Genomic DNA, 1,414 nt, shown 5'->3' on the forward strand with positions numbered 1-1,414 from the left:
AAGTAAAAGATGGTTCTGCCATCACTTACAGATGGGCCCGCGGCGCATTAGCTAGTTGGTAAGGTAATGGCTTACCAAGGCCTCGATGCGTAGCCGACCTGAGAGGGTGATCGGCCACACTGGGACTGAGACACGGCCCAGACTCCTACGGGAGGCAGCAGTAGGGAATCTTCCGCAATGGACGAAAGTCTGACGGAGCAACGCCGCGTGAGCGAAGAAGGTTTTCGGATCGTAAAGCTCTGTTGTTAGAGAAGAATAGGTGTCATAGGAAATGATGGCACTGTGACGGTATCTAACCAGAAAGCCACGGCTAACTACGTGCCAGCAGCCGCGGTAATACGTAGGTGGCAAGCGTTGTCCGGAATTATTGGGCGTAAAGCGCGCGCAGGCGGCTTCTTAAGTCTGATGTGAAAGCCCACGGCTCAACCGTGGAGGGTCATTGGAAACTGGGGAGCTTGAGTGCAGGAGAGGAGAGTGGAATTCCACGTGTAGCGGTGAAATGCGTAGAGATGTGGAGGAACACCAGTGGCGAAGGCGGCTCTCTGGCCTGTAACTGACGCTGAGGCGCGAAAGCGTGGGGAGCAAACAGGATTAGATACCCTGGTAGTCCACGCCGTAAACGATGAGTGCTAGGTGTTAGGGGGGTCCAACCCCTTAGTGCTGAAGTCAACACATTAAGCACTCCGCCTGGGGAGTACGACCGCAAGGTTGAAACTCAAAGGAATTGACGGGGGCCCGCACAAGCAGTGGAGCATGTGGTTTAATTCGAAGCAACGCGAAGAACCTTACCAGGTCTTGACATCCTCTGACAACCCTAGAGATAGGGCTTTCCCCTTCGGGGGACAGAGTGACAGGTGGTGCATGGTTGTCGTCAGCTCGTGTCGTGAGATGTTGGGTTAAGTCCCGCAACGAGCGCAACCCTTGATCTTAGTTGCCAGCATTCAGTTGGGCACTCTAAGGTGACTGCCGGTGACAAACCGGAGGAAGGTGGGGATGACGTCAAATCATCATGCCCCTTATGACCTGGGCTACACACGTGCTACAATGGGTGGTACAAAGGGCTGCGAGACCGCGAGGTTAAGCGAATCCCATAAAGCCACTCCCAGTTCGGATTGCAGGCTGCAACTCGCCTGCATGAAGCCGGAATTGCTAGTAATCGCGGATCAGCATGCCGCGGTGAATCCGTTCCCGGGCCTTGTACACACCGCCCGTCACACCACGAGAGTTTGTAACACCCGAAGTCGGTGAGGTAACCTTTTGGAGCCAGCCGCCGAAGGTGGGACAAATAATTGGGGTGAAGTCGTAACAAGGTAGCCGTATCGGAAGGTGCGGCTGGATCACCTCCTTTCTAAGGAATACATGATGACCTTAGCTGAGCTTGGCGCTTTTGTTTGGTTTTGAAGGAATAATCCTT

General features: G+C 54.2%; 1 rRNA gene. It reads left to right on the forward strand.

The annotated features are described in order from the left end of the window. Nucleotides 1–1,348 (forward strand): 16S ribosomal RNA (locus JOD45_RS16385); the annotation flags it as partial. Between the last annotated feature and the right edge of the window lie 66 nt (nucleotides 1,349–1,414).

This window comes from Scopulibacillus daqui, assembly GCF_016908855.1.
Lineage (GTDB): Bacteria > Bacillota > Bacilli > Bacillales > Sporolactobacillaceae > Scopulibacillus_A > Scopulibacillus_A daqui.